The sequence below is a fragment of the Nocardia sp. GTS18 genome, from assembly GCF_013839555.1.
GTDB lineage: Bacteria > Actinomycetota > Actinomycetes > Mycobacteriales > Mycobacteriaceae > Nocardia > Nocardia rosealba.
The window spans coordinates 170,547-195,476 of the sequence record NZ_JACBIU010000006.1 but is presented as its reverse complement, the minus strand read 5'-3'; the positions used below and the strand labels follow the sequence as shown (position 1 = coordinate 195,476).

The following is a 24,930-nucleotide window of genomic DNA, read 5'->3' as shown; positions in this document are numbered from 1 at the left end:
GGAACGGTCCGATCTGCTGCCGGGCACCGGGGCGGTGACGCAGGCGCCGTCGCTGCCCGGCATGAGCGCACTCGAGCTGGCCGCCGCCGACGTGTGGGCGACCGGTATCTCGCCCGGTACCTATCCCACCGAATTCCTTCGCGCCCATCTGAATTCGCTCGGTGTGGTGCCCGCCGCCGATCTGCTGCTCGTCGAGGACGGTTCGCGCATCCTCGTCGCGGGCGCGGTCACCCACCGGCAGCGTCCGGCCACCGCCGCCGGTGTCACCTTCCTGAACCTCGAGGACGAGACCGGCATGATCAATGTCGTCTGCTCGGTCGGGCTGTGGACCCGCTACCGGCGCCTGGCCCAGAGCGCGACCGCCCTGCTCATCCGTGGCCGCATCCAGAACGCCGAGGGGGTGGCGAGCCTGGTCGCCGACCATCTGGAACACCTCGACCTGCGCATCGTCGCCCGGTCCCGCGACTTCCGCTGAGCACTCGCCCCCGTTCGGCGCCCACAACGCATTACGCTGCGACCATGCGCAAGCTTGCCGTGGTGATGATCGCGTTGCTCGGACTGGTGTTCCTGGTCGGGTGCGGAGGCGACGAAGCCGACGATCGAAGTTCGAGCCCGGGTGCCCTCGACGCGTCCGCCCCGGCCCCCGCGGTCGCACCCGGCTTCCGGGAGGGCGCACCGTCGAAAGAGAGTCCCGCACCGTCGGATTCGTCGACCCGTAAAGAGGTGATCACCGGCTCGGTCGACATCACCGCCGACGATCCGATCGCCGCCGCGGGCACCGTCGTCGACCGGGTGGCGGCGCTGAACGGGCGCGTCGACAGCCGCACCGAACAGCCCGGCACCGACAAGCGAGTCGCGCGCGCCGTGCTGAGCGTGCGCGTGCCCGCCGACAAGACCGACGCCTTCATCACCGACCTCGGCGACGCGGGCACGGTCACCGAGATCAGCACCAACCGCGACGACGTCACCATGCAGTGGCAGGACCTCGACGCCCGCATCAACGCCCTGCGCGCCTCCGTCGACCGGCTCAAAGCGCTGATCGCGGGCGCGAACAACACCGCCGACCTGATCGCCGCCGAGGAGGCGCTGTCGAGCAGGCAGGGCGAACTCGACAGCCTCACCGCCCAGAAACGCAGCCTCGACGACCAGGTGGCCCTGTCGACCCTCACGATCACCCTCACCGCCGAGAAGAAGCAGGCGCCGGGCGAGCCGGACTCGTTCTGGGACGGCATCGTCTCCGGCTGGAACTCGCTGGTCGACTGGCTGGGCGACGCGGTCGTCTTCGCGGGCAAGGCGGTGCCGTGGTTGGGTCTGTTCGCCCTGCTCGGCGCGGTCCTCTACGCGGCCGTGCGCGTTGTCCGCCGGAAACCGCGATCCCACACCGCGAAGGAGACCGCCGGTGCCCATAGTGCGGGCGACGATCAAACCGAACAGCCGTAAAGGCCCGCTGGTCGAAACCGCCGCCGACGGCACCCTCACGCTCTACGTCCGCGCCCCCGCGACCGAGGGCAAGGCCAACAAGGCCGCCATCGAACTGCTCGCCGACCATTTCGGCGTCCCCAAGTCCACCGTCCACCTCACCGCGGGCGCCACCTCCCGCTTCAAACGCTTCGAGATCGACTGATCAGACCGCGTCCGGGAACCCGTGCTGTCGCCACGCCTCGTACACGGCGACGGCGGCGGTGTTCGACAGGTTCATCGAGCGACGGCCGGGCAGCATCGGGACACGCACCTGGTCGGTGATGTGCGGATCGGCGAGCACCTCCGGCGGCAGGCCCGTCGGCTCCGTGCCGAACAGCAGGATGTCGCCGGGCTGGTAGGCGATGTCGGTGTAGCGGGTGGTGGCCTGGGTGGTGAACGCGAAGACCCGTTGCGGTCCGATCGCGGCCCAGGCCGTTTCGAGGTCGGGGTGCACGGTGACCGAGGCCAGATCGTGGTAGTCCAGCCCCGCGCGGCGCAGTTTCGATTCCGACAGGTCGAAACCGAGGGGCTCGATCAGATGCAGGGTGCATCCGGTGCCCGCGACCAACCGGATGGCATTGCCGGTGTTCGGCGGGATCACCGGCTGATGGAACATCACATTGAACACCCGCAGCAGGGTAGCGGGCCCCTGTGTGCGGACAGCGCGCCGCACTGCGACAATCGGCAACGTGAACGAGGCGCAGACCACCGGCAAGCATCGCGTCGTGCGGCTGAGCGCGTGGCAGCAGTACCTGCGCAGCCACCTGCCGATGACCGTGGTGAGCGTGCTGATCGTGATCGCGGTCGCCTTCGTCGCCTGGGACCGCTGGCGACGCGGCGCCCTCATCTTCGGCAGCGCGGCGCTGGTGGCCGCCGCGTTCCGGCTGTGCCTGCCGACCGTGCAGGTCGGCCTGCTCGCGGTTCGCAGCAAGCCCTTCGACGTCGCCTGGCTCACCGCCCTCGGCAGCGCCATCGTCTTCCTCGCGGCCACCATCAACACCCTCGGCGTCAGCTGAGCACCGGGTAGCGCTCCGCGAACACCGTCTGCGGGCGGGGCCTGCGCCCGGGATGCGGCGGGGTCCCGGCGCCGTATCCGACCGTTACCAGCACGGCGATCGCCAGGTCCGACTCCGGGTCGATGCCGACGGCCCGTTTCACCGCCTCCTCGTCCCACCCGTTCATCGGTGCCGATGAAAGGCCGAGTCCGGTCGCGGCGAGCATGACGTAGGTGGCCGCGATCATCGCGTTCTTCACCGCGTTCTCGCGCAGCAACCCTCGCTCGCTCAGCGAGTGGTACTCCGCGCGCCCGTCGAACATCGCCCGGAATTCCTCGTTCCACGCTCCATTGGCGGCGGCCCGCTCCGCGATATCGGTCCGGGCACCGCGCCAAGCGTTCGGGTCGGCGACGAAAACCAGCACCGCGGGCGCCTCCAACGGTTGCGGCTGCCCGAATGCCGCCTCCGACAGGGCTCGTCGGCCCTGTTCGCTGCGTACCAGGACGATGGAGCGGTCCTGCATGTTCCATGCGCTCGGCGCCTCCACGACCAGGTCGAGCAGCTCGTCGAGGATGCCGGCTGGGATCGGATCGGGCCGGTAGTGGCGAACGGTGCGGCGGGTGCGGATGGCGTCGGTGACCGAAAGTGTCTGCGTGATCATGTTTCTAACTATCGGAGAGTTACACCCGATAGGGAAGTAGGCACCTGAAAGTGCGTTAAGCTCGATCGGGTGGCCACCATTCACGAACTCAGCGGACTACCGGCCGACGTGTACTCGGCGAAATGCCCGACGCGCGAAGTGCTCGACACCATCGCGGGGAAATGGACCGTGCTGATCGTCGACGCGCTCGCCGAAGGCACCCTGCGCTACACCGATCTGCGCCGCCGCATCGACGGCATCTCCCAGAAGATGCTCACCCAGACCCTGCGGCAGCTGGAGGCGGACGGGTTCGTCGAACGCACCGTGTATCCGACGGTGCCGCCGCGCGTCGAGTACGCCCTCACCGATCTCGGCCGCAGCCTGCGCGAACCGATCACGGCCCTGCGCGAATGGATCGAGACGAACATCAATCGCATCGAGGACGCCAGGCGCCGCACGGCGTAGTCAACGAATCACCCTGTTGCTCAGGCGTTTTCGCTGACGAGCGACTCCGCCCACAGGCTCGTGCCGCCCTTGCTGCCGTAGACCTCTCCGGCTCGCTGCGGCGTGATCGTCGTCGGTGTGCGCGGCGGCGCGGACGCGGCGTGCGCGGCCAGGATCTTCCCCGACATCGGCGCGATATACGGCGCGGCCTTGATCATGGCCCAGTTGTCGCGCCGCGCGGCGGTCCAGGCGATCGCCTTCGCCGGAATCCGCACCAGCGGGTCGATTACCGGCGGAACGGCGAACCGGCCGAGTGTCCGCATCCACTGCGGCAGGCTCGGGATGCTCGCCAGCGAGAGCAGCCGGCTGCCGATCGCGAAGTGCCAGCCCTTGCTCGGGGGCGTCCACAGCAGGTAGTGCATGCCCTCGACGGCCCGCTCGGTGACACACAGTCGCGGCCGCACCCGGTCGAAATAGGCGCGGACCTCGTCCCGGTTGCGTGGCACGTCGGCAGGCTTGCAGGTCTGCAGCTCGGCGGCGACCGCGCACTCGGCCCAGTAGCGGTCCTCCTCGTCGGGGCTCAGCGGTCCCGGCCCGTACATCTCGTAGGCCTTGAGTACCGAATGCCAGCCGGTGATGTGGATCCACAGCTGGGAGTCGGGGCTGTTGGCGCTGTAGCGCTTGCCGCTCACCGGTTCGATGCCCGTCATCGGTGCGTGCACCCGCATCAGGTGCTCGGCGGCCTGGACGGCGGTCCGCCCGTCACCGACCGCGACCAGCAGGAAGTACGCAAGGGTGTGGTCGAGGCGAGTGGCCGGATTGTCGTAGATGCCGTGGGAGTCGGCCACGGCGGCGGTCAGGAACGGGTCGAAGTGTTCGAGGGTGACCGCGCGCTGGAAACCGATGAGGGCGGTCGGTGCCGCCCAGACTTTCCAGCTGGGGGAGTCCGGCCCGAAGAATCCGTAGTCGTCGCGGCGCAGGGTGGTCGGATCGAAGGCCATGGCACGTGCTCCTTTGCACAGCTGAGGCGAACCTCGCAATGAATACAACGCCACCGTAGCAATCGCTCGTATCGAATACAACGGTTGCGTAGGATTTCTGTGCGCGGCACGCGAGGTATCGTCGTCCGGACGGAAAGGCAGGTGAGGACCGATGACCGCCACGCGCGATCAACGACCGCGCCGCCGCTATGCCCCGCGTCTGCCGCCGGAACAACGCCGCGCGCAACTGCTCGACGCCGCGTTCACCGTGCTCGGCCGGATGGAACTGCACGAACTGAGCATGGAAGCCGTCGCCCAAGCGGCCGGTGTCGGAAAACCGGTGCTGTACACGGTGTTCAAGACCCGTGCCGAACTCGTCGAGGCCCTGCTCGAGCGGGAACGGGAACGTGGGCTCGAGCAGATCGCCGACACCCTGCCGCGGGATCTGCTCGGTGTCGATCCGGTGGCGGCCGCCTCGGCGACGGTCGAGGCGTTCGTCGATGTGGCACTGGCGAATCCGACCCGCTGGCGCCTGATCCTCGCCACCCCGGCCAGTGCGCCCGCCGAATACCGTGCCGCGCTGCGCGATTCCCGCGCCGACATCCTCGATCGGGCGCAAGCACTTGTCCGCGTGGGGATCTCGCTGTCGCCGCGCTGGTCGGACATGGACGCCGAACTGCTGGCGAACTCCACACTCACCGTCGCCGAGATGCTCGGCAGGCTGGCGGTGAGCTCGCCGCAGGAGTACCCGCGCGAACGCCTGCAGGCCTACGTGCGGTCGATCGTCGCGTTGCTCACCGCGTCCTGAGCGCGCTCAGCGGTTTTCGCGGGCCAATCGCATCGTTTCGGTGAGCAGTTTGGACACCGCCGCCGCCTCGGTGAGGAAGCCGTCGTGGCCGTCGCGGGAGTGCACGATCTCCAAACCCGCACAGCCGGGCAGACCTTCGGCCAGCTCGGCCTGAGTATGCAAGGGGTACAGGCGATCCGAGTCGACGCCGCCGACCACGCACGGAACCGGGGTGGACGCGAGCGCGGCGGCCACACCACCGCGGCCGCGGCCCACGTCGTGCCGGTTCATGGCCTCGCTGAGCAGCACATAGGTGGCCGGGTCGAAACGCTGGCCGAGCTTGTCGGCCTGGTGCTCGAGGTAGCTCTGCACCGCGTACCGGCCGCCAGCCCACGGGTCCTCGTCGCCCTGGGCGCGATTGGCGAAGCGATGCTCGAGCTCGCCCTCGGTGCGGTAGGTGAGGTGGGCGATGCGCCGGGCCAGGCCCATGCCCGTCATCGGCGCGCGCCCGGTGCCGTGATAGTTGCCGTCCTGCCAGTCCGGATCGGCGGTGATGATGGCCATCTGGGTGGTCTGGGTGCCGATCTGATCGGCGGTGGCGCGTGCGCCGACGGCCAGCACCAGCGCCGCCGACACCCGCTCCGGATGTCCGATGATCCACTCGAGCACTCGCATGCCACCCATCGACCCGCCGACGACGGCACCGAGCCGCTCGATGCCGAGCAGGTCGAGCAACTGTGCCTCGGCGGTCACCTGATCGCGGATGGTCACCCAGGGAAACCGTGCGCCCCAAGGCTTTCCGTCGGGCGCGAGAGACGACGGGCCCGTGCTGCCCTTACAGCCACCGAGCACATTGGTGGCGATCACACACCACTCGTCGGTGTCGATCGGCGCGCCGGGCCCGACCATGCCCTCCCACCAGCCGGGCGCCCCGTCGGGCCCACCGACGACATGCGAGTCGCCGGTGAGCGCGTGTTCGACGAGCACCACATTGTCGAGCGTGGGGGACAGCTCACCCCACCGTTGCACCGCCAGCCGCACATCGGGGACGACCGCGCCGTTCTCCAGCGTCACGTCCCCGATGGCGACCACGCCGAGTCGCCCGTCCGGTGGTGGCAGCAGGGCCACCCCGGTGCCGGGACGGGTGATCGGCGATTCGGTGCTCACAGTCACGTCGTCGCCGCCGCGAAACCGGCCCGCAGATCGGCCAGGATGTCGTCGATTCCCTCGATACCCACCGCGAGCCGGACCAGGCCGGGAGTGACTCCGGCGGCCAGTTGCTCCTCCGGTGTCAACTGCGAGTGCGTGGTCGACGCCGGGTGGATCACGAGAGAACGCACATCACCGATGTTAGCCACATGGCTGTGCAGGCTGAGCGCGTCCACGAACTTCTTGCCCGCGTCGACACCGCCTGCCAGCTCGAACGACACGATCGCGCCCGCACCCTTGGGCGCCAACTGCTTGGCCCGCTCGTGCCAGGGCGAGGACTCGAGTCCCGCGTAGTGCACCGCGTCGACACCGGGCTGCGCGGCGACGAACTTCGCCACCTCGACCGCGTTGCTCACGTGCCGTTCCACCCGCAGGCTCAGCGTCTCGATGCCCTGGGCGATGAGGAAGGCGTTGAACGGCGACACCGCCGCACCGAGGTCGCGCAGCAACTGCACGCGGGCCTTGAGCGCGAACGCCGGTGCGCCGAGATCGGCGAACACCGCACCGTGGTAGCTCGGATCGGGCTCGGTGAAGCCGGGGAACCGGGCGTTGCCCTCGGCGTCCTGCACGGTCCAGTCGAAGGTGCCGCCGTCGACGATCACGCCCGCCACCGCGGCGCCGTGACCACCGAGGTACTTCGTGGCCGAGTGCACCACGATGTCGGCGCCGTGGGCGAGCGGCTGGATCAGGTACGGCGTGGCGACGGTGTTGTCGACGATCAGCGGCAGCCCGTTCTCGTGGGCGACACCGGCGATACCGGGGATGTCGAACACCGCGCTGCTCGGGTTGGCGATGGTCTCGCCGTAGAACGCCTTGGTGTTGGGGCGGATCGCGGCCTGCCACTGCGCGAGGTCGTCGGGGTCCTCGACGAACGACACCTCGATGCCGAGCTTGGGCAGCGAGTAGTGGAAGAGGTTGTAGGTGCCGCCGTAGAGGTGCGGGCTGGACACGATGTGGTCACCGGCGCCCGCCAGATTCAGGATGGCGTAGGTCTCGGCCGCCTGGCCCGAGGCCACCAGCAGCGCCGCGACGCCGCCTTCGAGGGCGGCGACCCGCTGCTCCACCGCGTCCTGGGTGGGGTTCATGATCCGGGTGTAGATGTTGCCCGGTTCGGCGAGCCCGAACAGCGCGGCGGCGTGTTCGGTGTCGCGGAAGGTGTAGGAGGTGGTCTGGTAGATCGGCAGTGCCCGCGCGTTGGTGGTCGCGTCGGGGGCCTGGCCCGCGTGGATCTGCTTGGTCTCGAACGACCAGTTCTCGGGCAGGGCGGCGTCGGTCATGGTCAATGCTCCAGGGGTTGTGCGTCAGGGTTCAGCTGGGGCGGATCGACTGACAACAACACATGGGGTCCTCCTGAAATGCGCGCTTGCTCCCGACCTTCGGGAGCCCGGTCATCACCCGGAGCACCCCACCGCAGCTGGAGGGTTGCCGACCAGCGAGCCGGGGCTTCGCGCTGGTACTCATGACCTTGGACGACATGTTAACCGGACATCGCGCCGGTGGGGAAACTTCCCCCGCGTTTCCTGCCTCACATCACCGTGCCGCCGGTGCGGCGAAGCCTGGCGTGTCGTCGGCCGGTGCGCCGCAGACCTGCCGCAACCCGTGATAGGCGCGCAGGATCGCGTCGCGGGTGACCCGCACCGCCGCCTCCGGCGAGGTGGGCAGTACGTGCTCGGTGTCGGCGACCGCGAGGTGGCACAGCGTCTGCCACGTGCCCGCGACCAGTTTCACCAGAAAGTCGTCGGGTGTGGTCCCCATCCGGCGGGCCAGCTCCTCGCACACCGCCACGTTCTTCTTCTCCGCGTATTCCAGGGCCCGCGCGTTGACTGCCTGGCTGGCCCGCATGATCCGCTGCGTCTGCAGGAACTGGTGCAGGAACCGCAGACCGTCGGCATCGGCCTCGGACTCGACAACCTGGAGGTAGGCGCCGCACAGCGCTCGCAGTTCGTTGCCGGTATCGGGCTGACTGCGCAGCGCGACGGCGACGGCGTGGCCGAAGTCGTCGATCGGGGCGAGCACGATGTCCTCTTTGAGCGCGAAGTACCGGTTGACGGTGCGGGGGGATACGTCGGCCCCAGCGGCGATCTGCTCGACGGTTGTCGCGTCGAAGCCCTGTGTATCGCACAGGTCGAGTCCGATCGCGACGATCGCGGCCCTGGTCTGCGCCTTCTTGCGCTCGCGCAGGCTCGGCGGAGCCGGCCGGTCGGAGGCGGTCGGAGTGGTCGAGTCGAGCATTTCGCCAGCTTAGCGTCTCAGCGCGACCACCTGTCGCAACCTGCCAAGTGGCGCGTTCCGACAAATTGCTCTTGACGCCAATTGTCGCACGGTGCCAGGATTGGCCGACGCATGCCGAGCGATGAGGAGCCCAGGTGACCGGCACCGAACTGAAACCCGAAGATGCTGCAGCCCCGGCGAATTCGATGAGATGGTGGGCGCTCGTCGTGCTCTCCGCCGCGCAGCTGATGGTGGTGCTCGATGCCACCGTCATCACCATCGCGCTGCCGTACGCCCAGCGCGACCTCGCCATCACCGACGGCGACAAACAATGGGCCATCACCGCCTACACGCTGATCTTCGGCGGGCTGCTGCTGCTCGGCGGGCGGATGGCCGACTACCTGGGCCGCCGCCGCATCTTCCTGGTCGGCCTCGTCGGTTTCGCCGTCGCCTCGGCGCTGGCGGGCCTGGCGCAAAACACCGTGCAGTTGTTCCTCGGCCGCGGACTCCAGGGTGCGTTCGCCGCCCTGCTCGCGCCCGCGGCGCTTTCGCTGCTGTCGGTGATCTTCACCGATGTGCGCGAGCGGGCCCGCGCGTTCGCGGTATTCGCCGGGATCACCGCCGGTGGGGTGGCGTTCGGGCTGATCGTCGGCGGCGCGCTCACCGAGTTCGCGTCCTGGCGGTGGACGTTGCTGATCAACACCCCGATCGCCCTCGTCGCGGTGGCCGGCGCGCTCGCCGTGATCGCCCGCGACATCCCCGCACCACGCACCGGCGGCTACGACCTGCCCGGCGCCGTCACCGTGACTCTCGGCCTGGTCGCGATCGTCTACGGATTCAGCCGGGCCGCCGAGCACGGCTGGCTGGCGCCGAGCACGCTCGGACTGCTCGGTGCAGGTTCCGCGTTGCTCCTGGCCTTCGTCGTCATCGAGGCACGATCGACGAATCCGCTGCTGCCCCTTCGCATTCCCGGGGAGATCAACCGCGGCGGCGCTTTGCTCACCGCGCTGCTGATCCCCATCGCGATGTTCGCCATGTTCCTGTTCCTCAGCTTCTACTACCAGAACACCCTCGGCTATTCGCCGCTCGAGGCGGGCATCGCGTTCCTGCCGTTCCCGATCGGCATCGGCATCGCGGCGGGCATCACCAGTTCGCTGCTGCCCAAGTTCGGCCCGCGCCCGGTGATGGTGGTCGGCGCCCTGCTCGGCGTGGTCGGGCTGGTGTGGCTGGCGCAGCTGAGCTACGGCGACGGTTACGTGCTGAGCGTGCTCCCCGCCCAGGTGGTGATGGCCTTCGGTATGGGCCCGCTGTTCGTCGGCATGCAGGCCGTCGCGCTGCACCAGGTGCGCGCCGAGGATTCCGGTGTCGCCAGCGCCCTGCTCAATGCCGCCCAGCAGGTCGGCGGCGCGGTGGGCACCGCACTGCTCACCACGCTGTCGGTGCAGGCCGCCGAGCACTACGTCGCCGAGCACCCCACCGTCGACCATCTCGTCGAACGCGCGTCCATCTACAGCTACGACGTCGCCTTCTACGTCGGGGCGGGCTTCTTCCTCGCCGCCGCCGTCGTGATCGCCCTGATGATCAGGGACAAGCCGGAGAATCTGATCGAAGGCGACGAGCGCGCGACGGCCGCGCCGATCGTCGTCTGACCAGGGAGGGGCAGGTCCGCGAGGCCCTCGCCGGGGTTACCGCCCGGTAACCGATCGAAGGCGGATGGGGTGCGGGTGCGCGGAGTAGTTTCGAGGTGTGCCGCACAGCGGGACCTCCCGTCGCGGTGAGGTCCCGGGCAGCAGTACGCTCGTCATGTTTGCACCTACACGTCCCGCAGACAACGCGGGGCATATACGTTGTCTGTTGGAACTGCTGGGGTCCGCTCACAAGCGTGTTCGCCCGGCCGTGCAATGAGGGCACCCACCGAGGAGGACACGAAGATCCATGTCCAAGATCAAGGTTGAAGGCACCGTCGTAGAACTCGACGGCGACGAGATGACCCGGATCATCTGGCAGTTCATCAAGGACAAGCTGATCCATCCCTATCTCGACGTGAATCTCGAGTACTACGACCTCGGTATCGAGTACCGCGACAAGACAGACGACCAGGTCACCATCGACGCGGCGAACGCCATCAAGCAGCACGGCGTCGGCGTGAAGTGCGCCACCATCACCCCCGACGAAGCGCGGGTGAAGGAATTCGGTCTCAAGAAGATGTGGCGCTCGCCCAACGGCACCATCCGAAACATTCTGGGTGGCACCATCTTCCGCGCGCCGATCATCATCTCCAACGTGCCGCGCCTGGTGCCCGGCTGGACCAAGCCGATCATCATCGGCCGCCACGCGTTCGGCGACCAGTACCGCGCCACCGACTTCAAGGTCTACGAGGCGGGCACCGTCACGCTGACCTTCACCCCGGAGGACGGCAGCGAGCCGATCGTGCACGAGGTCGTGAAGATGCCCGAGGACGGCGGCGTCGTCATGGGTATGTACAACTTCAAGAAGTCCATCGAGGACTTCGCGCGGGCCTCGTTCAACTACGGCCTGCAGCAGAACTACCCGGTGTACCTCTCCACGAAGAACACCATCCTCAAGGCCTACGACGGCATGTTCAAGGACACCTTCCAGGAAGTCTTCGACGCCGAGTTCAAGGCCGAGTTCGACGCCGCGGGCCTCACCTACGAGCACCGCCTCATCGACGACATGGTCGCCTCCTCCATGAAATGGGAGGGCGGCTACGTCTGGGCCTGCAAGAACTACGACGGCGACGTGCAGTCCGACACCGTGGCCCAGGGCTTCGGTTCGCTCGGCCTGATGACCTCGGTGCTGCTCACCCCGGACGGCAAGACCTGCGAGGCCGAGGCCGCGCACGGCACGGTCACCCGGCACTACCGCCAGCACCAGCAGGGCAAGCCGACCTCGACCAACCCGATCGCGTCGATCTTCGCCTGGACCCGTGGTCTCGAGCACCGCGGCAAGCTGGACAACACCCCCGAGGTGATCGGCTTCGCGCAGGCGCTCGAGGACGTCGTCATCAAGACCGTCGAAGGGGGGCAGATGACCAAGGACCTGGCACTGCTCGTCGGCGGCGATCAGGGCTACCTGAGCACCGAGGAATTCCTCGGCGCGCTGGACGCCAACCTGGCTCGCGCACTGAAGTGAACTCGTGCGGGTTCGCGTCGCGAACCCGCAGCTGTGAAACGCTCGCATCGAACGCCTGATGCGAGCGTTTCTGTTTCAGCGGGCTTGATGAACGCTTTCGCGGGTTCGATCCGGTGCTGTCGTCGACCGAAGCCGTCGCAGGTGGGATAACTCACGGCGGTCTCGGGATGCGGTGGGATGCTCGGGCCCGTTGCATAGAAGCGTGACTTCTTCCCTCGCGACCTCCGAACGCCTCGACGCGCCACGCACCAGCTGGCATGTCCCGGCGATGCTGGCGTTGGCGCTGGGAGGGTTCGGCATCGGGACCACCGAGTTCGTGACCATGGGCCTGCTGCCCGATATCGCCGCGGCCTTCGGCATCTCCGAGCCGTCGGCCGGGCACGCGGTGTCGGCGTATGCGCTCGGCGTCGTGGTGGGCGCGCCGTTGATCGCGGCGCTGTGCGCGCGGGTGCCGCGCAAGAAACTGCTCATCGTGCTGATGGCCGCGTTCACCCTCGGCAACGCGGCGACGGTGCTCGCGCCGACCTTCGGGACGCTGGTGGTGGCCCGGTTCGTGTCCGGTCTGCCGCACGGTGCGTACTTCGGTGTGGCCTCCCTCGCCGCCGCGACGCTCGCGCCTGTCGGGCAGCGGGCCAAAGCGGTGGCGGCGGTGATGCTCGGGCTCAGCGTGGCGAATGTGGTCGGTGTCCCCGGTGCGACCTGGCTCGGACAGCACTTCGGCTGGCGCGACGCCTACGTCGTCGTCGCCTTCATCGGCATTGCGACCGTGGCCGCGCTGTGGCGCTACCTGCCCGCCCTGAGCGACATGAAGATCACCAACCCGATGACCGAACTCGGTGCCCTGCGCCGCCCGCAGGTGCTGCTCACCCTGGCCGTCGGCGCGATCGGCTTCGGCGGCATGTTCGCCGTGTACACCTACATCGCCACCACCATGACCGATGTCGCCGGCATGCCGATCGGTGCCGTGCCGATCGTGCTCGCGCTGTTCGGCCTCGGCATGATCGCCGGCAATGTCATCGGCGGCATCCTCGCCGACCGCGGCGTCGACCGCTCGATCTTCGCGGCGATGATCGCGATGGTGGTGATCCTGGCCGGCTTCGTCCTCGCCGCCCACAACCCGATCACCGCCGCCATCGGCGCCTTCCTCGTCGGCGCCTCCGGCGCGGCCCTGGCCCCCGGCCTGCAAACCCGCCTCATGGACGTCGCCGCCGACGCCCAAACCCTCGCCGCCGCCCTCAACCACGCGGCCCTCAACATCGCCAACGCCGCAGGCGCCTGGCTCGGCGGCCTCGTCATCGCCGCAGGCCTCGGCTACACCGCCCCCGCCCTGGTCGGCGCCGTCCTCGCCGTCGCAGGCGTCGCCCTCTTCACGGTCACCGTCCTCCTGGCACGCCGCTCCACCCCCAACACGCCGTAACCGATTCCGCGGGAATACCTTGCGGCATACGGTGCTCCGCATGCCGAGCTACCTCCACGAGGGTTTGCTTGATCTGTTCCGCACCGACGCTCTGCTGGCGCCGACGTTGCTGGCAGAGGAGTTCGGCATCCCGCTACCCGGCTTGTCCCGAATGCGGGCAGAGTCGTGCGACTTCACCGATATCGGGCCGAAGGAGTTCCGTGGGGACCTCGCACTCAGTACGCACAACGATCGCGATCTGCCGGTGCTCGGGGTCTGTGTCGAGGTCCAATTGGCGGCCGACGATGTTCGGCGCTGGAAGTGGCCGGTCTACCTGACCACATTGCGGTCCAGATTGTGCTGCCCCGTGGTGCTGCTGGTGGTGACGCCGAACAGGAAGGTGGCGAAGTGGGCAAGCCCGACGCCGTCCCGAGCGCGCGACATTGTCGGCTATCGCCCACGGTGCGGGGCCGCATATGGAGGAGGTCCTCGCCGCCTTCCTCGCCGGCCTGATGAAAACCGACGACGAACATGCGAAAATGTATCTTGATCTGGTCGACGACGCGTTGACCCTCGCGGCAAGCCGACGCCTGGAGGACCTCATGAAAAGCACTCCCGAGTACCGCGGCCGCATCGCCACCAAGTACGTGGCAAGCGAACGTGCGCACGCTGTGCTCACCGTGCTGACTGCCCGAGGACTCGAGCTTTCAGCGGCGCAACGCGCCCAGCTCGCCGCGTGCACGGATTTGGAACAGCTCGACGCTTGGTTGACCGAGGCTGCCACCGCAACGCGCACCGATGAACTTTTCAGCTGAGGTGTGCCCGTTCGAAGAAGCCGATGAGTACCGGGCTGAGGGACGTGCGCAAGGGCGGATTATCCAAGCTGCGCAGAACGTGCTGACGGTGCTTACCGCGCGGCGGCTGGAGTTGTCGGCGCAGCAGCGCGAGCTGCTTGCCGCATGCACCGATCTCGATCAGCTGGAAGCCTGGCTGTTGCAGGCCGTCACAGCAACCAGCGCAGACGAACTCTTCGGCTGAATCCCGGATCTGCCCGGGCGGAGTCCAGCCCGCCCGGGCAGGTGCGAATTCAGGCGGGGCAGACGGCGGCGGAGCCGCACTGGAGCTGGCGTAAGGGGTCGGCGAAGTCATCGAGGATGGCGCTGCCGAGGTTGCTCCGCCCGGGGTGGGCCGCGGAACGAGCAGTCTATTTTGTGGGCTCGTAATCGGAGGTCGGTGACGGCAACTCCGGCGCGAAAATCGCAGGTGGGACAGGTCGTTGGGTGCCGGGCAGGCGAGGGGACGGTTCGAGCTGTATATGATCCACTCGCTGTGCTCGGGGGGAAGATCTCATGGAGACCCCGCGCGTCTTTCAACAGGAGGGGTTGTCCGTGCGAAACCGAATTGCGCTGTGCGCCACCATCGTGGCTACGGGAATGCTGCTGGCCGGATGCCAGGAAGAGCTGCCGAGTGGCAAGCCCGCCCCGTCGACGTCCGCCACGACTACCGCCCAGGCGCCCGCGACGCCCAATGCCGACGGCGTGCTGAACCCGGGTGACATCGGCAAGCTCGAATCGGGTGTCGAGCTGTCGATCCTGAAGGTGGAGGCCGACGAGGTGGAGCGTCAGGGCACCGTTTCGGTGTTCACCTTCCAGCTCAACAACACGGGAAAGACCACTCTCGACCACTGGTCGCACCCGAGCCTGGTGTACGGCGACGACGGCACCGCCGCCGAATCCGTCATGTCGCTGGACAAGAAGTACCAGTACGGGCTGGAGGGCAAGCTGCCCCCGGGCTCCAAGCAGACCATCAAGATCGCCTACGCCGTCCCGGTCGACAAGCTGAAGCCGGCCGTCGTCACCTCCGAGGACCTGATCTGGCGCGGCGACTTCAGCAAGTACAACAAGGGCTGAGACCCTCCGCCGACCGGATCGATGTGGCCATCCGGTCGGCGTCGCGCCCCCACACTGGCTAGCGTGGGTGGATGGAATCGCACTACGAAGCACCGCGACATTCGACCGGGGCGCCGTCATGAGCCGCGGCACCGTCCTCATCACCGGCGCCAGCTCGGGCCTCGGCGCGGAGATGGCAAGGCAGTTCGCGGCGCTCGGGTACGACCTCGGCCTGTGCGCCCGCCGCACCGAGCGCCTCGAGGAGCTGCGTGCGGAGGTCCTCGAGAAACACCCTGACCGGGTGGTTTCGGTGAAACAGCTCGACGTCACCGACGACTCCGCCGTGTTCACCGTCTTCGACGAATTCGCCGAGGAGTTCGGCGTGATCGATCGGGTGATCGTGAATGCGGGTCTCGGCAAAGGCGCACCGTTGGGCACCGGCAAGCACGCGGCCAACCGCGAGACAGCGGTGGTGAATTTCCTTGCCGCACTGGCCCAGACCGAGGCCGCGATGAAGATCTTCCGCGCGCAAGGACGCGGTCACCTGGTCATGATCTCCTCGATCTCGGGCCTGCGTGGCATGCCCAAGACCCTCACCACCTATGCCGCCACCAAGGCCGGCGTCGCCGCCTTGGCCGAGGGCTTGCGCGCCGAAGCCGTTCCGGGCGTGGATGTATCGGTGGTCTACCCGGGTTACATCCGCTCGGAGATGAACGACCGCATCAAACACGAGCCGAAGTTCATGGTGGACACCGAAACCGGCGTGCGCGCCATGGTCGCCGCCATCGAGAAGCGTCGCGCCAATGCGTATGTCCCCAGTTGGCCGTGGCTGCCCCTCGGTTACGCCCTGCGCATCCTGCCGTCGTCGGTCGTGCGCAGACTCCTGTGAGAACCACGAAAGCCGTGTGGGCGAAAGGTGTTCACCCACACGGCCTTCGGCGTTGAAATCAGTGCTGACGCGGCAGCAGGTGCACGCCGTGCTTGTCGGTGGACAAGGCCAGCGAGGAGATGTACTGGATCTCTCCCTCGGGGCCGGGGACGGCGGAGGCGATCATGTCGGGGCGCTCGAACTCCAGGCCGGTGACGTGGCAGGGGAGTAGTTCGCCCGAGGGGTTGCCGTGTTCGTCGAACATGGGGGTCTTGATGCCGTCGTCGGAGCGGCGCAGGTAGTACTTGCCCTTGGTCGCCAGCGCGGTGACCGGGGTGGCGATGAACGACACCAGCACCGCGACCAGCGGAGAGTACGGCTTCAGCAGCTCACCGAACAGGCCGAAGAAGGTCATGATCGACAGCACCGCCGACAACCCGAAACCGACCAGGCCCACGGGGTTGAAGTCGTAGAGCATGCCGCGCCGGAACTCCGGCACCTTCGGCGAGATCTTCAGCAGGTACTTGTTGACCGCGATGTCGGTGGCGACGGTGACGATCCAGGCGATGCCGCAGTTGGCGTAGAAGCCGAGGATGCCGTTGAGGAAGTCGAACATGTCGGCTTCCATCAGGATCAGCGCGACGACCAGGTTCACCACGAGGAACACCAGGCGACCGGGGTAGGTCTTGGTGACGCGGGTGTAGGAGTTGGTCCAGGCCAGCGAGCCGGAGTAGGCGTTGGTGACATTGATCTTCACCTGACTGATGACCACGAGCACCACCGCGAGCGTCACCGCGAGCCAGCCGGGAACCATGTCGCGGTAGATCTCCAGGAACTGGTGCACCGGCTGGTTCGCGATCGACTGGGCCGCAGGCAGATTCGCGATCAGGTACACCGCGAGGAACAGGCCCACCACCTGCTTGGCCGCACCGAACAGCACCCAGCCGGGCCCGGCCAGCAGCATCCAGCCCCACCACTTGGCCCGGTTCTCCGGGGTGCGCGGCGGCATGAAGCGCAGGTAGTCGATCTGCTCGGCGATCTGGGCGATCAGCGACAGGCACACACCGGCGGCCAGCAGCGCACCGGACACGCTCACACCCTGGCCGTCCTTACCGCCGTAGGCGAAGAACGAACCGACCGATTCGGGGTGGTTGAGCAGCAGGAACCCGAACGGCGCCACCATCAGTAGCAGCCACAGGGGAGTGGTCCACACCTGCAGTTTGGCCAGGGTGTTCATCCCGTAGATGACCAGCGGGAAGATGATGATCGTGGAGAGTAGATAGCCCATCCACAGGGGAATTCCGAGGCCCAATAACAGGCCCTGGGCCATGATCGAACCTTCGAGCGCGAAGAAGATGAAGGTGAACGAGGCGAACACGATATTGGTGATCACCGAACCGTAGTAACCGAATCCGCTACCGCGCGTGATCAGGTCGAGATCGATGTTGTAGCGCGCCGCGTAATAAGCGAGCGGAAAGCCGGTGAGCATCACCACGACGGCGAAGATACCGATGCCGATCAGGGCGTTTCCGGTGCCGTGCGCGATGCCGATATTGGCGCCGATCGCGAAATCGGCCAGATACGCGATGCCGCCGAGTGCGGAGATACCGACGACCGCCGGGCTCCATTTTCGGTAGCTCCGGGGGGCGAAGCGCAGCGTGTAGTCCTCGAGTGTTTCTTTGGCGGCGGTATCTGCTCCGGCCATTTACCTCTCTCCTTCATCCGCTGCCGCTCGAATTCGGCGACTCACCGACGGTCGTGCACGGATGTAGACGGGTATTTTCCGATTCGTTACGCCGCTGTTACGTACCGCGAGGGTGACCGGGGTCACCGAAACCGTCCACACCGAAACAAGCACGGATGTATGTTTCGCAGAGGACGAACGTCAGGAGCGAACAGTGTTCGAGTGGTCCGAAACCGATCTGATGATCCGCGATGCCGTGCGGACCTTCATCGACAAGGAGGTCCGCCCGCACCTCGACGCCCTGGACAGCGGCGAGATGCTGCCGTACCCGATTCTGCGAAAGCTGTTCAGCCAGTTCGGCATCGACACCATGGCCGAGGACATGGTCACCAAGATGCTCGCCAAAGAGGAAAGCGGGGAGGCCGGCGGGAGCAAGCGCGGCCCGTTCGGCGATCAGCAGTCGATGATGGCCGTGCTCATCAGCGAATTGTCCGGCGTGTGTATGGGTTTGGTGTCCGCGCTCGGGGTGAGCATCGGTCTGGGCGCCACCACCATCATGTCGCGCGGCACGCTCGCGCAGAAGCAGCGCTGGCTCGCCGACATCGTCACCCTGCGCAAGGTGGCCTCCTGGGCGATCACCGAACCCGACTCCGGCTCGGACGCGTTCGGCGGCATGAAGACTCGCGTCGAACGCGACGGCGAGGACTACATCCTCAACGGCCAGAAGACCTTCATCACCAACGGCCCGTGCGCCGACGTGATCATCGTCTACGCCAAGCTCGACGAGGGCGACGGCGCCGACAAGCGTGATCGCAAGGTGCTCACCTTCGTGCTCGACAAGGGCATGGAGGGCCTCACCCAGGGCAAACCGTTCAAGAAGATGGGCCTGCACTCCTCACCCACCGGCGAGCTGTTCTTCGACAACGTCCGACTCGGTAAGGACCGCCTGCTCGGCGAGACCGAAGATCATCGCGGTGGCGACGGAAGGGAAAGCGCCAGAGCCAGTTTCACCGCCGAACGGATCGGCGTCGGTTTCATGGCGCTCGGTGTGATCGAGGAATGCCACCGGCTCTGTGTGGATTACGCGCGCAACCGCACCCTGTGGGGTCAGGAGATCGGGCGCTTCCAGTTGATCCAGCTCAAGCTGGCCAAGATGGAAGTCGCACGGATCAATGTGCGGAACATGGTGTTCAGCGTGCTCGAACGCAGCAAGGCCGGTAAGCCGCCGAGCCTGGCCGAGGCCTCGGCGATGAAGCTGTACTGCTCCGAGGCCGCCACCGAGGTGGCGATGGAGGCCGTGCAGCTGTTCGGCGGCAACGGGTACATGAGCGAGTACCGCGTCGAACAACTCGCCCGCGACGCCAAGTCGCTGATGATCTACGCGGGCAGCAACGAGATCCAGGTGACCCACATCGCCAAGGGCCTGCTCGCGCGCTGATCACACCGCGCGCAAGTGCCCCCGGCTGGCGTAGATGTGCTCGGCGATGAGCGTCGCGATCCGGTCGGGGGCCTCGAGCATCGGCACGTGCCCCACCCCGTGCACCAGGATGCGATCCGCCGACGCGGGCAGTTCGCGCAGGTAGTGGGTGGCGTAGACGCTGTTGGGGATGATCCGGTCGTACTCGGCGAGCAGCATGCGGATGGGTGTTTCCAGTTCGGCGAGGTCGTCCATGCCGGGCGCGCGCAGGCTGCCGAGGATCAGCGGCACGATCACGTCGCAGTGCAGTGCGGCGATGAGCGTGGTGACCAGTTCGTGGCGTGGCACAGCGCCGGTGCGTTTGGTCAGCAGCAGCGCCGTGGCGTGCTGCACCAGCCGGTTGTTGAGCGCGACGTCACCGAGACGCCTGCCGACCGCGATGAACGGCAGCAGCGACGCGAACTTGACGCCGATCCTGATCTGGGTGATCGAGGGCGAGGCCCAACCGCCCGCCGCCGCGATGGTGGTGAGGGTGCGAGCCCGGCCGCGGCGCGCGAGCTCGAGACCCACCCAGCCGCCGAGCGAATTTCCCGCGATATGGCAGGTGCGCCAGCCCAATTCGTCGAGCTGGTCCTCGATCTGGTCGGCCAGGGCGTACACGTCGAGCGTCCAGCCCTCGACTTTCGGTCCACCCCAGTGCCCGGCGAACGCGGGCGCGTACACCTCGCAGTGGGCGGCCATGCGGTGGGCGACCTGCTCCCAGCAGTGTGGCGACAACATGAATCCGTGCAACAGCAGCACCGGGTCGCCGGACCCGAGATGCAGGGCCGCGACCGGCTCCGGGCGGGCGGGGGACTTGGCGGTGCGTGACGTCATCGTCATCACCCCTTCCTGGACGACAGTGTCCTGTTACCCGAGGTTAGCGCGGGGGAACCGCCGAGCGCGGGCTGTTGCCGTGCCGGCGATCACAACGTTCGCGCCGCCGGGTTGTTCCCCTACACGTTCGGGAATACCCGCCGATGTACCGTCCTACGCGTGGCAATCATTCTCTCGACCGTGAACGTCAACGGCGTCCGCGCGGCGGCGACCAAAGGCATGCTCGCCTGGCTCGACGCCACCGAAGCCGACATCGTCTGCCTGCAGGAGACCAGGGCCACCGACGCGCAAACCGCCGCCGCGCTGGCTCCCGCGCTCGCGGCCGGGTGGGTGCTCACCCATGCCGAACCGGAGTCGAAGGGCCGCGCCGGTGTCGGCATCCTGTCGCGGCGTGCGCCCGACGCGGTGCGGATCGGTTTCGGCAGCACCGAGTTCGCCGCGTCGGGCCGCTACCTCGAGGCCGACTTCGGCGAGCTCACCGTGGCGAGTGTGTACGTCCATTCGGGCGAGGAGAACACACCCAAGCAGGACGAGAAGTACCGCTTCATGGCCGAACTCGGCGCCTACCTGAAGGCCCGGACCGGTGAGTTCGTGGTGAGCGGCGACTGGAACATCGCCCCCGCCGAGGTGGACCTCAAGAACTGGAAGGGCAACCAGAAGTCGGCGGGCTTCCTGCCCGAGGAACGCGCCTGGATCGCCGAACTGCTCGCCGCGGGCTACGTCGACGTGGTCCGCGCCCTGCACCCCGATGTCGCGGGCCCGTACAGCTGGTGGTCCTACCGAGGCCGCGCCTTCGACAACGACTCCGGGTGGCGCATCGATTACCAGCTCGCCCGAGGTGAACTCACCGGCCGCGCCAAGCAGGCCGTCGTCGAACGCGCCGCCGCCTACGACCAGCGCTGGTCCGACCATGCGCCGGTTACTGTGCAATACCGTTAACTCTTCCCCGCGGTTGAAGCCGAGGATTTCTGACTCGGACTGCGTCACCCGCACCCTCGGGAGGAGCCGGGAAACGTCTTACGTCGTCAGCATCAGCACGGTCGAGCTCTACCGTGGCCAGGATTACCCTGGCAGCGTTGCGGTCACGGTCTGCGGTATAGCCACAGCTTGCGCACCGGAAGGTTCGTTCTGCGAGCTCGAGCCGCTGCTTGGCTATCGCGAGGCACTCGGAGCACGTCATGAGCTGTAGGCGGGCGCGACCAACACCACCTTCCGGCCGGCCCGCATGCCACACTCGATCAGTTCCCTTTTTGCCGCACCGATTGCGGCATCAGCTGCCTTACGCGCCATTGTGGTCCGGGCGAGGAACCTTGGTTTGAAGTCCTCGACCGCGATAGTTCGATGATCGGCGACGATACGACGTGCCCACACCCGTGCTGCGTGCGTGTTCTGTCGTGCTGCCTTCTTGTGCAGTCGTGCAGCTTGCCGCCTCGCCTGCTGGTACCCCTTCGATGGAGTGGCTCCACGCGGAGGCTTGCGCCGCGCCACACCGCCGACGACCTGCTCGCCGACGAGCCAACCGAACGCGCCTGGTTCGAGGCGGCCGTGCGCGACTGCGCCGCCTACTGGTCGCGCCGCGACGTGGTGTTCCGGGTTGTCCTGCAAGGCGACCCGGTTACCTTCGGTGCGGTAGCGCTCGTCGAGTGATGCCGAGGGAATTGGCGTCTCCCGCCTGCTGATCGGCCCGCCTAGCGTTTGCGCCGGTGCGGCCGATTCGAGGCCGCCGGTGAGGAGAACACGATGAAGCGAGTACTGGCGGGTGTCGGCGTTTTCGCCGCGATCATGGCGGCGGGCCCCGGAATCGCGGCGGCCGGGGCGGCGGTGGCGCCGGTAGCGGGCCCCGCGGTCGGTTCCACCGAGGATTTCCCCGGTGCCGCCCTGCTTCAGGCGCTCGGACTCGGGTCCTCGCAGCCGTGCGACGGCATCATGCTCGACACGTGCGTGCCGACCGGGCCCGCAAGCGCGCAGCAGGCCATCGCGCAACCGGTCGCCGACAGCGGGTCGGGGCTGCTGAATCAGGACATCAACTCGGTGTTGGGCTATGCGATCGGCTGGTTGGCCAACGGATCGTCGGAGCCGTGCTACAGCTTCGGCCCGAACTGCGCTTGGGAATGAAGCGCGGCGTGGGAATCCAGCGGGTTCTAGCGATAGCGCCCGGCCAGGTCGTCGCCGAGTAGGACGAAGACATCGGTGATCTGGTCGATCAGTTCCGCGCGGGTCAGGTCGAGATCGCCCGCCAACCATGTCGTCAGGGTTTGGGTCAGGCCGCCGACCAGGTAGATCGCGCGGAAATCGACCAGGTTCTGCGGCACGTCGCCGCCGTAGAAGCCGGTGCCCTCGGCGGCGACGAGCCGGGCGAACGCGCGAACCGTTCGCGCGGTGCGCGCCCGGAGCTCGGGCGTGGCCATGCCTGCGATGAGTGCGGCGCGGGCCTTGCGTGGGTCGTCGAGCAGGACCGCCACGCCCGCCTCGATCGCCGCGTGCGCCTGGGCGCGGCTGTCGGGCGGCGCACCGGCCAGGGCTGCCATGATGGCGGCGGCCAGTTCTTCGGCGATGCGATCGAGCAGTGCTTCGAGCACGCTCTCGCGTCGTTCGAAATTCTCGTAGTAGTAGCGCTCGTTGAGGCCTGCGCGGGCGCACAGCCCGGCGACGGTGAGCTTGGCCTGCCCGTCCTCGGCCAGGATGTCGAGCGCCGCGTCCAGCAGCGCTGTGCGGCGCTGCGCCTGGCGTTGTTCGGCGGAGACGCCCCCGTATGTCCGTTGTGCAGCCACGGGCTCCATTGTGCTGCCACCGTCCGTTCGCGGGTGTTTTGGTAGAGACTCTTGCCAGATTATCAATTCTGGGGGATTCTATTGCCAGATGCACTCGACGAGGAGGCGCGACATGGCCGCACGGCAGGGCGAACCCGGATATTTCGCCGACGATTCGATGATTCGCAGGGTGATGAGCAAGCGCGCGGTCGGCGTCACCTACGGCCTGCGCGCCCTGGTCATCGGTGCGGTGCATCCGCTGCTGTTCGTCGGGACCAGCGAACACACCGCCCACCGGGCGACGCCCTACACCCGCCTGGCGGTCACCGGCGCCCTGTTCGAATCGGTCTTCCTCGGCAGCAAGGCCGAGGCCGACCGGGCGCTCGCCTTCACCCGGCGCAAGCACGAGCGGGTGGTCGGCGCGCTGCCCGAGGATGCGGGCCCACACCACCGGGCGGGCACCACCTACGCGGCCCTCGACCCGCACTTGATGTTCATGACCATGGCCTTCACCTTCGATTCCGCCGAGGTGATGTACGACCGGCTGGTCCGCGAACTCACCCCGACCGAACGCGAGGACCTCTACCAGGACTACGTGCGCTGGGGCGAACTGTTCGGCATGCCACGCGAGGCGGCCCCCACCGACTACCCGGCCTTCCGCCGCTACTTCGACGACTACCTCGACTCGACCGAACCGTTCCTCACCGACGAAGCCGAGCTGGTCGGCTCCTACCTGGCCGGCCATCGCAAGGCCTACCGCTTGCGCCCACCCGTCGAACAGGTCGGCAGCGCACTGTATCTGCTGGTCCAGGGCAGTTTGCCGCCGCGTATCCGGCGGATGTACGGCATCGAGTGGGACCTCGCCGACGAACTCGCCCACCGCGCCCTGTGCCGCAGCATCCGCACCGCGCACGTCGCGCCGCCGCTGGCGCCCCGCGTGCTCGCCGGTGCGCTCGCCGGGCGGAGCACCCCGTCCTATCAGCTGCTCGCCCGCCGCGAACAGCACATGATCCGCAAGGGGAAGCCGAGCATGCCGGGTGTCGATCCGCGCAACTGGGTGCAGCGAAATTCCGCTTGAGGGCCGTGGAAAGATTGGGGGCATGTCCAGTCCTGCCCCGGCCGCGACGGCCGAACGTAAGCAGCGGGTGCTGTCGGGCATCCAGCCCACCAGCGACTCCTTCCACCTCGGCAACTACCTGGGTGCGCTGCAGTACTGGGTGACGATGCAGGACGACTACGACGCGCTGTACTTCATCCCCGACCTGCACGCCATCACCGTGAGCCAGGATCCGAAGGCGCTGCGCGCGCGGACCAAAGCCGCTGTCGCCCAGCTGCTCGCCCTCGGCATCGACCCCGAGAAGTCGACCCTGTTCGTGCAGAGCCAGGTGCCCGAGCACGCCGAGCTGTCGTGGGTGCTCAGCTGCATCACCGGTTTCGGCGAGGCGGGCCGGATGACGCAGTTCAAGGACAAGTCCGCCAAGCAGGGCGCCGAGAACGCGACCGTCGGCCTGTTCACCTACCCGGTGCTGATGGCCGCCGACATCCTGCTCTACCGCCCGCATCAGGTGCCCGTCGGCGAGGATCAGCGCCAGCACCTCGAGCTCACCCGAAACCTGGCCCAGCGCTTCAACACTCGCTTCAAGAAGACCTTCGTCGTGCCCGAGCCGCACATCGTGAAGGGCACCGCCAAGATCTACGACCTGCAGGATCCGACCGCGAAGATGAGCAAGTCCGCGGCCAGCGACGCCGGGCTCGTCAATCTGCTCGACGATCCGAAGGTCACCGCGAAGAAGGTGCGCTCGGCCGTCACCGACACCGGCCGCGAGATCGTCTACGACCCCGACACCAAGCCGGGCGTGAGCAATCTGCTGGTGATCCTCAGCTCGCTCACCGAAACCCCGATCGTCAGCTTGGAACAGAATTTCGCGGGTAAAGGCTACGGTGAGCTCAAGGCCGAAGTGGCCGACGCGCTGGTCGAATTCGTGACGCCCGTGCAGAAGAAGGTGAAGGACTATCTGTCGGATCAGGCAGAGCTGGACCGGATCCTGGCTTCCGGGGCCGAGCGGGCGCGTGAGATCGCAGGCAACACACTTGCCCAGGTGTACGACCGGGTCGGCTTCCTCGCTCGCTGACCCGGTGCGCACCTGAGGTTTCGGCTGAAGAGGGGCGC

29 protein-coding genes and 1 riboswitch are annotated in these 24,930 nt (G+C 67.5%); of the genes, 19 read left to right on the top strand and 10 right to left on the bottom strand.

The window, feature by feature from the left end; all coding sequences use genetic code 11:
* From HYG95_RS09495 to HYG95_RS09485, 3 genes are all read left to right on the top strand, one after another.
* Positions 1-475, top strand: a 475-nt coding sequence (locus HYG95_RS09495; RefSeq protein ID WP_255495110.1) for an OB-fold nucleic acid binding domain-containing protein, incomplete at its 5' end; no start/stop codon positions are given.
* A gap of 44 nt (positions 476-519) precedes the next feature.
* Positions 520-1,440, top strand: a complete 921-nt coding sequence (locus HYG95_RS09490; protein WP_181697608.1) for a DUF4349 domain-containing protein — start codon at positions 520-522, stop codon at positions 1,438-1,440.
* Positions 1,400-1,624: a DUF167 domain-containing protein gene (locus HYG95_RS09485; RefSeq protein ID WP_181697607.1), complete on the top strand. Its 225-nt coding sequence runs from the start codon at positions 1,400-1,402 to the stop codon at positions 1,622-1,624. The genes HYG95_RS09490 and HYG95_RS09485 overlap by 41 nt, the downstream gene beginning before the upstream one ends.
* Here the strand turns inward: HYG95_RS09485 and HYG95_RS09480 are convergent, their stop codons facing one another.
* On the bottom strand, positions 1,625-2,089 hold the full coding sequence (locus tag HYG95_RS09480) for a tRNA (cytidine(34)-2'-O)-methyltransferase (RefSeq protein ID WP_181697606.1): 465 nt from the start codon (positions 2,087-2,089) through the stop codon (positions 1,625-1,627).
* A gap of 142 nt (positions 2,090-2,231) precedes the next feature.
* Between HYG95_RS09480 and HYG95_RS09475 the strand changes: the two genes are divergently transcribed.
* Entirely contained in the window at positions 2,232-2,477 is a 246-nt protein-coding gene (locus tag HYG95_RS09475; protein ID WP_084458385.1) for a DUF3017 domain-containing protein, read from the top strand.
* Here the strand turns inward: HYG95_RS09475 and HYG95_RS09470 are convergent.
* Positions 2,470-3,117, bottom strand: a complete 648-nt coding sequence (locus HYG95_RS09470; RefSeq protein ID WP_181697605.1) for a nitroreductase family protein — start codon at positions 3,115-3,117, stop codon at positions 2,470-2,472. The genes HYG95_RS09475 and HYG95_RS09470 overlap by 8 nt on opposite strands.
* A 69-nt stretch (positions 3,118-3,186) precedes the next feature.
* On the opposite strand from HYG95_RS09470, the gene HYG95_RS09465 reads away from it, so the two are divergent.
* Positions 3,187-3,561, top strand: a complete 375-nt coding sequence (locus tag HYG95_RS09465; protein ID WP_181697604.1) for a helix-turn-helix domain-containing protein — start codon at positions 3,187-3,189, stop codon at positions 3,559-3,561.
* A gap of 20 nt (positions 3,562-3,581) precedes the next feature.
* Here HYG95_RS09465 and HYG95_RS09460 read toward each other — a convergent pair whose 3' ends face one another.
* A complete protein-coding gene (locus HYG95_RS09460) occupies positions 3,582-4,541 on the bottom strand; it encodes an oxygenase MpaB family protein (RefSeq protein ID WP_181697603.1) in 960 nt (319 codons plus the stop codon).
* Between the two features lie 151 nt (positions 4,542-4,692).
* Between HYG95_RS09460 and HYG95_RS09455 the strand changes: the two genes are divergently transcribed.
* Positions 4,693-5,328 carry a TetR/AcrR family transcriptional regulator gene (locus tag HYG95_RS09455; RefSeq protein ID WP_181697602.1) on the top strand — a complete coding sequence of 212 codons (636 nt, stop codon included), beginning with the start codon at positions 4,693-4,695 and terminating at the stop codon, positions 5,326-5,328.
* A gap of 6 nt (positions 5,329-5,334) precedes the next feature.
* On the opposite strand, the gene HYG95_RS09450 is transcribed toward HYG95_RS09455, so the two are convergent.
* The 3 genes from HYG95_RS09450 to HYG95_RS09440 form a co-directional block, all read right to left on the bottom strand.
* A complete protein-coding gene (locus tag HYG95_RS09450) occupies positions 5,335-6,480 on the bottom strand; it encodes a homoserine O-acetyltransferase (protein ID WP_181697601.1) in 1,146 nt (381 codons plus the stop codon).
* Positions 6,477-7,793: a bifunctional o-acetylhomoserine/o-acetylserine sulfhydrylase gene (locus HYG95_RS09445; protein ID WP_181697600.1), complete on the bottom strand. Its 1,317-nt coding sequence runs from the start codon at positions 7,791-7,793 to the stop codon at positions 6,477-6,479. The genes HYG95_RS09450 and HYG95_RS09445 overlap by 4 nt, the downstream gene beginning before the upstream one ends.
* A 77-nt stretch (positions 7,794-7,870) precedes the next feature.
* Positions 7,871-7,981: riboswitch (SAM riboswitch) on the bottom strand.
* A 65-nt stretch (positions 7,982-8,046) separates the two neighbouring features.
* Positions 8,047-8,748 (bottom strand): TetR family transcriptional regulator, encoded by a 702-nt coding sequence (locus HYG95_RS09440; protein WP_181697599.1) that lies wholly within the window; start codon positions 8,746-8,748, stop codon positions 8,047-8,049.
* Between the two features lie 134 nt (positions 8,749-8,882).
* On the opposite strand from HYG95_RS09440, the gene HYG95_RS09435 reads away from it, so the two are divergent.
* The 7 genes from HYG95_RS09435 (at position 8,883) to HYG95_RS09405 (ending at position 16,054) form a co-directional block, all read left to right on the top strand.
* Entirely contained in the window at positions 8,883-10,376 is a 1,494-nt protein-coding gene (locus HYG95_RS09435; RefSeq protein ID WP_370465736.1) for an MFS transporter, read from the top strand.
* A gap of 286 nt (positions 10,377-10,662) precedes the next feature.
* Positions 10,663-11,880 (top strand): NADP-dependent isocitrate dehydrogenase, encoded by a 1,218-nt coding sequence (locus HYG95_RS09430; protein ID WP_067490842.1) that lies wholly within the window; start codon positions 10,663-10,665, stop codon positions 11,878-11,880.
* 202 nt (positions 11,881-12,082) lie between these two features.
* Positions 12,083-13,297 (top strand): MFS transporter, encoded by a 1,215-nt coding sequence (locus tag HYG95_RS09425; protein ID WP_370465735.1) that lies wholly within the window; start codon positions 12,083-12,085, stop codon positions 13,295-13,297.
* A 455-nt stretch (positions 13,298-13,752) separates the two neighbouring features.
* Complete coding sequence (locus HYG95_RS09420; protein ID WP_181697598.1) at positions 13,753-14,091, top strand: hypothetical protein; 339 nt, start codon at positions 13,753-13,755, stop codon at positions 14,089-14,091.
* On the top strand, positions 14,075-14,314 hold the full coding sequence (locus HYG95_RS09415) for a hypothetical protein (protein ID WP_181697597.1): 240 nt from the start codon (positions 14,075-14,077) through the stop codon (positions 14,312-14,314). Before HYG95_RS09420 ends, HYG95_RS09415 begins: the two co-directional genes overlap by 17 nt.
* 350 nt (positions 14,315-14,664) lie before the next feature.
* Positions 14,665-15,186, top strand: a complete 522-nt coding sequence (locus tag HYG95_RS09410) for a hypothetical protein (RefSeq protein ID WP_181697596.1) — start codon at positions 14,665-14,667, stop codon at positions 15,184-15,186.
* Between the two features lie 118 nt (positions 15,187-15,304).
* Positions 15,305-16,054 carry an SDR family oxidoreductase gene (locus HYG95_RS09405; RefSeq protein WP_181697595.1) on the top strand — a complete coding sequence of 250 codons (750 nt, stop codon included), beginning with the start codon at positions 15,305-15,307 and terminating at the stop codon, positions 16,052-16,054.
* Between the two features lie 58 nt (positions 16,055-16,112).
* Here the strand turns inward: HYG95_RS09405 and HYG95_RS09400 are convergent, their stop codons facing one another.
* Positions 16,113-17,738 carry a cytosine permease gene (locus tag HYG95_RS09400; RefSeq protein WP_181697594.1) on the bottom strand — a complete coding sequence of 542 codons (1,626 nt, stop codon included), beginning with the start codon at positions 17,736-17,738 and terminating at the stop codon, positions 16,113-16,115.
* Positions 17,739-17,931: 193 nt separating this feature from the next.
* Here HYG95_RS09400 and HYG95_RS09395 point away from each other — a divergent pair, with 193 nt between their 5' ends.
* Positions 17,932-19,155 carry an acyl-CoA dehydrogenase family protein gene (locus HYG95_RS09395; RefSeq protein ID WP_181697593.1) on the top strand — a complete coding sequence of 408 codons (1,224 nt, stop codon included), beginning with the start codon at positions 17,932-17,934 and terminating at the stop codon, positions 19,153-19,155.
* Here HYG95_RS09395 and HYG95_RS09390 read toward each other — a convergent pair whose 3' ends face one another.
* Positions 19,156-20,010, bottom strand: coding sequence for an alpha/beta fold hydrolase (locus HYG95_RS09390; protein ID WP_067641618.1), 855 nt, complete (start codon positions 20,008-20,010; stop codon positions 19,156-19,158).
* 159 nt (positions 20,011-20,169) lie between these two features.
* Here HYG95_RS09390 and HYG95_RS09385 point away from each other — a divergent pair, with 159 nt between their 5' ends.
* Positions 20,170-20,949, top strand: a complete 780-nt coding sequence (locus HYG95_RS09385) for an exodeoxyribonuclease III (RefSeq protein ID WP_181697592.1) — start codon at positions 20,170-20,172, stop codon at positions 20,947-20,949.
* On the opposite strand, the gene HYG95_RS24765 is transcribed toward HYG95_RS09385, so the two are convergent.
* Positions 20,930-21,190: a transposase gene (locus tag HYG95_RS24765; RefSeq protein WP_255495109.1), complete on the bottom strand. Its 261-nt coding sequence runs from the start codon at positions 21,188-21,190 to the stop codon at positions 20,930-20,932. The two genes, HYG95_RS09385 and HYG95_RS24765, sit on opposite strands and share 20 nt — an antisense overlap.
* A 242-nt stretch (positions 21,191-21,432) precedes the next feature.
* Here HYG95_RS24765 and HYG95_RS24760 point away from each other — a divergent pair, with 242 nt between their 5' ends.
* Entirely contained in the window at positions 21,433-21,657 is a 225-nt protein-coding gene (locus HYG95_RS24760) for a hypothetical protein (protein ID WP_255495108.1), read from the top strand.
* A gap of 93 nt (positions 21,658-21,750) precedes the next feature.
* On the top strand, positions 21,751-22,125 hold the full coding sequence (locus HYG95_RS09375; protein ID WP_181697591.1) for a hypothetical protein: 375 nt from the start codon (positions 21,751-21,753) through the stop codon (positions 22,123-22,125).
* A gap of 26 nt (positions 22,126-22,151) precedes the next feature.
* Here HYG95_RS09375 and HYG95_RS09370 read toward each other — a convergent pair whose 3' ends face one another.
* Positions 22,152-22,790 carry a TetR/AcrR family transcriptional regulator gene (locus HYG95_RS09370; RefSeq protein WP_067641341.1) on the bottom strand — a complete coding sequence of 213 codons (639 nt, stop codon included), beginning with the start codon at positions 22,788-22,790 and terminating at the stop codon, positions 22,152-22,154.
* 103 nt (positions 22,791-22,893) lie between these two features.
* Here HYG95_RS09370 and HYG95_RS09365 point away from each other — a divergent pair, with 103 nt between their 5' ends.
* Together HYG95_RS09365 and trpS are read left to right on the top strand one after the other, a co-directional pair.
* Positions 22,894-23,838 carry an oxygenase MpaB family protein gene (locus HYG95_RS09365; RefSeq protein WP_181697590.1) on the top strand — a complete coding sequence of 315 codons (945 nt, stop codon included), beginning with the start codon at positions 22,894-22,896 and terminating at the stop codon, positions 23,836-23,838.
* A gap of 22 nt (positions 23,839-23,860) precedes the next feature.
* Entirely contained in the window at positions 23,861-24,892 is a 1,032-nt protein-coding gene (trpS, locus tag HYG95_RS09360; protein WP_181697589.1) for a tryptophan--tRNA ligase, read from the top strand.
* Positions 24,893-24,930 lie beyond the last annotated feature (38 nt).